Raw genomic sequence first — 5,650 nt, 5'->3', positions numbered from 1 at the left:
CTGGCGCCGGCGCTGCGGGCGCTCCGGGAGGGGGACGCGGCGCATCGGGCCTGACGGCGTTCTCCGACCTCACCCGTCTCAACACGGGGGCGCGGGCCCCCTGTCCCGGATGGGGCGAGCCGGGACATGAGGCGGCAGGCGCGCGGCATCGTGCGGGGCCGGAGTGGGTCCGGGGAGGAAGCCATGAACGCGGGCCACCATTCCCCCGAGGACGCGCCCGGCCCCGGTGGTCGGGCGCGGACGATCCGGTTCCCGCCGTTCTGGCAGGCCTACGTCGCCCGCCAGACCGCGCCGCGCCTGGCGGTCCTCGACGAACTCGTGGACGCGCATGTCGAGCGGCGGGTGCTGCGCCGCTATGTCCGGCGCCTCAGGCACGCGGCCCTGTTCACCTTCGTCACCGCGGCGGCGGCCGCGCATTGGTTCTCGGACCAGATCGCCTGGCTGGTCGAGCGCATGCCGGCCCTGCGGGCGTTCTGGTCGCTGATCACGGGAGGTTCACGATGAGCTTGCGGCGGGATCGGGTCCTCGACCGCGTCTGGCTGACCCTGTCGGGGGCGGCGGTGATCGCCGTCACGCTCCAGCTGGGTGCGCGGCTCGGGGCGCGCCCCTGGCCGATCGACGCCGTCCTGTCCGCGCAGGCCGCCGCTTCGGTGCCGTCCGTATGCCGGGACGGCTCTCAGTCCCTGATTCGACGCGCTCGCTGACGTCGAACCGGTCTCCTCTGCGGCCGCGAGCGCTCTGGATCGGGCACTTCGGCGTGCGCAATCGCCTGTGCGGCGCGACCTCGGCGGTGGAACCCGAAAAGCCCGTCGGCCGTAGTGCCGGCACGATGGCATCCACAACGAAACAGCTCACATCTTACCGTTGCGGGCGCCAGTCCGAACTCGCGTCGGGGCAATTACAGCTACGTATTCAGGGCGCATTCAGTGCCCTCGGCGCAAATCTCCTGGCAATGCGCTACGCCATCGCCCTCGTTGCCATCAGCCTGACCGCCGCGGCCCTCGCCGCCAGCGGCCTCGGCTCCATGGCCGATGACGGACCGGCCCCGCAGACGGCCCAGGTGGCGGATCCGACGCCCCAGCGGATCGAGTCCTGCCTGTCGCCGGCCGACATGCGCGAGGAGGTCGGCGAGCGGCGCGTGATCGCCCCGGTGGCGGCGATCCGGGCGGCCCGCACGGTGATTCCCCGGGCCGAGATCCAGCGCGCGAGCCTGTGCCGCCACGAGGACGGGCTCGTCTACATGCTGACCGCCTTGCGCCGGGACGGGCATTTCGTGCACGTGATCGTGGATGCCCGCACCGGCAAGGTCGCGGGCCAATACTGACCGGGCTTCACACCCGCAGTGGAATGGAGTGAGCCGTGCGACTGCTCGTCGTGGAGGATGACCGGGACATCAACCGGCAGGTGGTCGCCGCGCTGGAGGAGGCCGGCTACGTCGCCGACAAGGCCTATGACGGCGAGGAGGGTGGCTATCTCGGGGAGAGCGAGCCTTACGACGCGATCATCCTCGACATGGGCCTGCCGAAGGCCGACGGCGTCTCGGTGCTGCAGAAGTGGCGGCGGGCCGGGGTGAAGACCCCGGTGATCATCCTCACCGCCCGGGACCGCTGGTCCGACAAGGTCGACGGCTTCGATGCCGGCGCCGACGACTACGTCACCAAGCCGTTCCACATGGAGGAGTTGATGGCCCGGGTCCGGGCGCTCCTGCGCCGGGCGGCGGGGCACGCCTCCAGCCAGATCGCCTGCGGGCCGGTCACCCTCGATACGCGCTCCGGCAAGGTGTTCGTGGACGGCGCCCAGGTGAAGCTCACCAGCCACGAATACCGGCTGCTCTCCTACCTGATGCATCATACCGGCCGGGTGGTCTCCCGGGCCGAGCTGACCGAGCACCTCTACGACCAGGATTTCGACCGGGATTCGAACACCATCGAGGTGTTCGTCGGGCGATTGCGCAAGAAGCTCGCCGTGGACCTGATCCAGACCGTGCGCGGGCTGGGCTACCTTGTGGATCCCAACCAGCCGCCGGCGCGGGTGTGACCGCGGTGCCGGCGTCCGGCATGCTGCCGGCCGTGTTCATGCGCGGCGGCACCAGCAAGGCGCTGATGCTGCATCGCCGGGACGTGCCGGGCGACCTCGCCGCCTGGGAGCCGGCCTTCCTGTCCGCGATGGACAGCCCCGACCCGTTCGGGCGCCAGCTCAACGGAATGGGCGGCGGCGTCTCCTCGGTGTCGAAGATCTGCATCGTGGAGCGGTCGCGCCGGCCGGATGCCGACATCGACTACACCTTCGTGCAGGTCGTGGTCCGCGACGGGCGGATCGACCTGTCCGGCAACTGCGGGAACATGCTCTCCGCCGTTGGTCCCTTCGCGGTGGACGAGGGCTTGGTGGAGGTTGCCGACGGCCCGGTGCGCCTACGGATCTACAACACCAACACCGCCAAGCGGATCGAAGCCGGCTTCGAGGTCCGGGACGGGCGGACCGGCTTCGTGGTCGCCCCCGAGATCGAGCCCCTGACGGCGGCGTTCTCGGCCCTGCGGGACGATACCCGCGCCCGGACCCTCGGGGACAACGCCCGGGCCCGGTTCCGGGCCGAGCCGATGACCCTCGCAACCCACGCCGCCGCGCTGCGCGCGCTCTACGCCGGCCTCGTGGGAAGCGGCGCGGGTGCGCTGCACCATGCCGGTGGAGCCGCCCGGTCAGCCTAGCCGTCGGCGGTACCGGATGGGCCGCCTCGATCAGTCTACGCCTCGGGTGCCGCGGCTATAGACAGCGCACGGCTTTGATATAGAGAGGCATCGCGGCGGGCCGGTCACGCAAAAACGTGCGAAAACGCATGGCATAGCTGCCGAGCTTTGTCGTTGACCGAGACGTTGCCGGCACGGCGATCCGAACACTGCCATTGGCCCGTCAGTCTGCACTTTATCGACGTTTCCGCCCCGGCTGGTCCCGCAGATAGGCAGTTGACTTCTTGTTGCAGTGCAACATATAGAAGCGCGTCACCGCGGACGCAGATCGGCGTCCCACCCCGAGACAGCGTGTGCTGGAGCCTTCGATGCAGACCCCGAACTTCGAGATCCCGACCGAGATGCGCGACTTCGCCGAGAAGAGCGTCGACCAGGCCCGCAACGCCGTCGGCACCCTGATGTCGAACGCCATGAAGGCGGCCGAGCAGGCCCAGGTCTCGGGCCAGACCTTCCAGTCGACCATGACGGCGGCGGTCTCGAAGGGTTTCGAGCACGCGCAGAACAACGCCAACGCGACGTTCGACTTCGCCCAGAAGCTGGCCCGCACCAAGGACCTGCGCGAGGCGTTCGAGCTGCAGTCCGAGTTCGTCCGCAGCCAGTTCGCCGCCCTCCAGGCCCAGGCCAAGGATTTCGGCGCCCTCGCGCAGCAGAACGTCGCCCGCTAAGACATAGCTCGGTCCGCCCCGGCGGACGGAGTGCGGCGGTGTCCGGCCCCAGAGGGCGGGCACCGCCGGATCGTTCAGACCCGAGCCCATCAGACACAGGCGGTCCTTCCCTCCGGCCGGCGCTCCGTCAGGGGGCCCGACGCGAACGAGGAGACGATCCGCCATGGGCAAGCCGCGCCGACCCAAGAGGCCCCGCTTCACCTGGAATCCGCAGCTCGGCGTCGAGCCGGGTACGGCCGCACCAGCGACCGATACGGCCATCCCGGCGGATGCCGTGTCCAAGGCCACGGAGACCGTTGTCGCTCCGAGCCGGGATGCCGCCGAGCCGAGCGCGCCGGCCGCGTTGCCGGTGGCCGCCTTCGTCCCGCCCGTCACGGTCGAGCCCGCTCCGATCGGCTCGGTCGCCGGGGATCCTCCGGCCAAGGGCACGTCCTATCGTCCAGGGAGCGACGGCATCGGCACGACCATCGCCCAGTACATGCAGGGCGAGGGCGAGGCCGCACTGGCGCATATCCGCGCGTTGTCGCAAGCCGGCTCACCGACCGAGCTGATCCGCCTCCAGATGGGCGAGGTCCAGCGCGCCGCCGACGCCTCCCTGACCTGCTGGAGCGCCCTGTTCCGCCAGGCGAGCCGCCTCGTCACGTTCCGCTGACGGCACGGGTGCCGGCTTGATGCGATCAGGCCGGCGACAGCGTCGAAGCATCGATACGCGGCGCTCGCTCACACCGAACCGACATCGCCTCGACGGCGACCGCTCCGGCCCCGCCCGCCTTGCCGAAGGACAGAAGTGGACATAATGTCCAATCTGTCCCTTCCCGAGATGATGCCATGCGATCCTGGCAGGCGGCCGACGCCAAGCAGAACTTCGGTCGGCTGGTCGATGCGGCCAAGGACGGCCCCCAGATGCTGCTCCGGCACGCCGAGCCCGTGGGGGTGGTGCTGTCGATGGAGCATTACGAGCGCCTGAAGACCCAAGCCGACGCCGCGTTCGCAAACTTCCTACTCGCGTCGCCGCTCGAAGAGGCGGATTTCGACAAGGACGTCGGCCTGAGCCTGGCCGGTGACTGAGCCGCCGGCCGGCTGGATCGTAGACACGAACGTGATCTCGCGACCGTCCGCGACGAAGGACGATCCGGATCCGCCGGCCTCGCGCTGGATCCGGCGCAACGCCCATCTCCTCCGGATCAGCGCCGTGACCATCGCGGAGATTCGCCGTGGGCTCGCGTTGGAGACCTTGCGGATCGAGCGCTTGAAAGACCCGCGGGCCCGACGACGCGACCAAGCCGTCCTCGACATCAAGGCGGACTGGTACGGACATTTGCGATCCCGCTTCGCCGACCGCATCGTTTCGATCGACGCCGACGTGGCCGAACGTTGGGCCGACGTCTCGGTCCGGTTTCCCTCCATCCGTGATGGGGACAAGGCGATCCTGGCTTCGGCGCTCGTCCATCGCTACGGGATTGCGACGCGCAATCTTTCGGACTTCAAGGCCTCGTCCGTGCCGCTGGTGGATCCGTTCGACCCGGCCACGTGGTGGGACGCCGATCCGGGGCCGACCGACCCTCATCCTGGCCATTGATCGATGTCACCCCGTGATCCGGCGCTGAACCCAGGACCGCCACATTCGGGTTGTCCATCGCGGGAACCCGCCAGGTCGCACCCGCAACCATCGATTAACCACGATCATCCTATGCCTGGGCTGAGGGCACGGGAGATGAATCCGGACCGATGCCGAGCTGTGCGCACCTGATCCGTTCCGCCTTGTACCGCCTCTGCCTCGCCGCGACGCTGGCGGCGACGCCGGTCGTGGCCCAGAACGGCGACAAGCCGACCAATCCGCCCGCCGGGCCGGCGCCCGCGGTCGCCATCGGGGCGGATCTCGCCAGCCAGGCCGGCACCACGCGGCTCACCCTGACGCTGTCGCGGGCCGTGGAGGCGCGCGGCTTCGTGATGGAGCGGCCCGACCGGGCGGTGATCGATCTGCCCGAGGTCAATTTCCAGCTCGATTCCGGCGCCGGGCGCCGCCGCGAGGGCGTGGTCCAGTCGTTCCGCTACGGGTTGTTCGCCCCCGGCCGCTCCCGGGTCGTGATCGATCTGGCCGCCCCGGCCGCGATCGGGCGGATCGAGACCGTGACCCGGGCCCGAGACGGTGCGGTGCTGCTGACGATCCCGCTCCAGCGGGTCGAGCGCGAGGCCTTCCGCAAGGCCGCCGCCGCCAGCGATCCGGCCCCCGCCCACCGC

The 5,650-nt window shown here is 70.1% G+C and carries 10 protein-coding genes; all 10 read left to right on the top strand.

What is annotated here, in order from left to right; genetic code table 11:
- Nucleotides 1–183 precede the first annotated feature (183 nt).
- Entirely contained in the window at nucleotides 184–504 is a 321-nt protein-coding gene (locus FV228_RS18860) for a hypothetical protein (RefSeq protein ID WP_147856023.1), read from the top strand.
- Nucleotides 501–704 carry a hypothetical protein gene (locus tag FV228_RS18855; protein ID WP_147856022.1) on the top strand — a complete coding sequence of 68 codons (204 nt, stop codon included), beginning with the start codon at nucleotides 501–503 and terminating at the stop codon, nucleotides 702–704. The genes FV228_RS18860 and FV228_RS18855 overlap by 4 nt, the downstream gene beginning before the upstream one ends.
- Nucleotides 705–952: 248 nt before the next feature.
- Nucleotides 953–1,324: a PepSY domain-containing protein gene (locus FV228_RS18850; protein ID WP_147856021.1), complete on the top strand. Its 372-nt coding sequence runs from the start codon at nucleotides 953–955 to the stop codon at nucleotides 1,322–1,324.
- Between the two features lie 35 nt (nucleotides 1,325–1,359).
- Nucleotides 1,360–2,037, top strand: coding sequence for a response regulator transcription factor (locus tag FV228_RS18845; protein ID WP_007565778.1), 678 nt, complete (start codon nucleotides 1,360–1,362; stop codon nucleotides 2,035–2,037).
- Nucleotides 2,034–2,705, top strand: coding sequence for a PrpF domain-containing protein (locus FV228_RS34265; RefSeq protein ID WP_246693950.1), 672 nt, complete (start codon nucleotides 2,034–2,036; stop codon nucleotides 2,703–2,705). Before FV228_RS18845 ends, FV228_RS34265 begins: the two co-directional genes overlap by 4 nt.
- Nucleotides 2,706–3,052: 347 nt before the next feature.
- Nucleotides 3,053–3,409 carry a phasin gene (locus FV228_RS18835; RefSeq protein WP_147856020.1) on the top strand — a complete coding sequence of 119 codons (357 nt, stop codon included), beginning with the start codon at nucleotides 3,053–3,055 and terminating at the stop codon, nucleotides 3,407–3,409.
- A 163-nt stretch (nucleotides 3,410–3,572) separates the two neighbouring features.
- The gene (locus FV228_RS18830; RefSeq protein ID WP_147856019.1) at nucleotides 3,573–4,061 is read left to right on the top strand and encodes a hypothetical protein; all 489 of its coding nucleotides are present in this window, start codon (nucleotides 3,573–3,575) and stop codon (nucleotides 4,059–4,061) included.
- Nucleotides 4,062–4,237: 176 nt separating this feature from the next.
- On the top strand, nucleotides 4,238–4,477 hold the full coding sequence (locus FV228_RS18825) for a type II toxin-antitoxin system Phd/YefM family antitoxin (RefSeq protein WP_147856018.1): 240 nt from the start codon (nucleotides 4,238–4,240) through the stop codon (nucleotides 4,475–4,477).
- On the top strand, nucleotides 4,470–4,988 hold the full coding sequence (locus FV228_RS18820; protein ID WP_147856017.1) for a PIN domain-containing protein: 519 nt from the start codon (nucleotides 4,470–4,472) through the stop codon (nucleotides 4,986–4,988). The genes FV228_RS18825 and FV228_RS18820 overlap by 8 nt, the downstream gene beginning before the upstream one ends.
- A gap of 149 nt (nucleotides 4,989–5,137) precedes the next feature.
- The coding region (locus tag FV228_RS18815; protein ID WP_147856016.1) for an AMIN domain-containing protein at nucleotides 5,138–5,650 on the top strand (513 nt) is incomplete at its 3' end.

The sequence above is a fragment of the Methylobacterium sp. WL18 genome (genome assembly GCF_008040015.1).
GTDB classification, from domain to species: Bacteria; Pseudomonadota; Alphaproteobacteria; order Rhizobiales; family Beijerinckiaceae; genus Methylobacterium; species Methylobacterium mesophilicum.
The sequence above is the reverse complement of the archived record's forward strand: the minus strand, read 5'-3'. Positions and strand labels throughout refer to the sequence as shown.